Source organism: Priestia sp. SIMBA_032 (assembly GCF_046535215.1).
In the GTDB taxonomy this organism is placed as follows: Bacteria; Bacillota; Bacilli; order Bacillales; family Bacillaceae_H; genus Priestia; species Priestia aryabhattai.
The window spans coordinates 1-243 of the sequence record NZ_JAWRXD010001370.1 but is presented as its reverse complement, the minus strand read 5'-3'; the positions used below and the strand labels follow the sequence as shown (position 1 = coordinate 243).

General features: G+C 71.6%; 1 pseudogene. It reads right to left on the bottom strand.

Annotation, left to right across the window (positions count from 1 at the left end):
- Nucleotides 1-243: pseudogene (locus tag SB717_RS38810) on the bottom strand (FAD-binding protein); the annotation flags it as partial.

Here is a 243-nt window from a genome sequence, read left to right as displayed (position 1 = left end):
AGCCAGGCCAGGGAGACCGTCTCCTCCTGCCAGGTCGTGAAGAGGCTGACGCTGTAGGCGGCGGAAGTGACCTCGTCGAACCGGCTGAGCACCGCCTCCCACGGCAGCCCGGCGAAGAGCCGCTGGCGCGCGTCGTAGGTCGGCCGGATGTCCAGGGTCACCTCGGTCACGACACCGAGGGCGCCCAGCCCCACCACGGCCCCGTCGAAGCCGTCGTCTCCGCGTCGCAGGTCGACCAGCTCG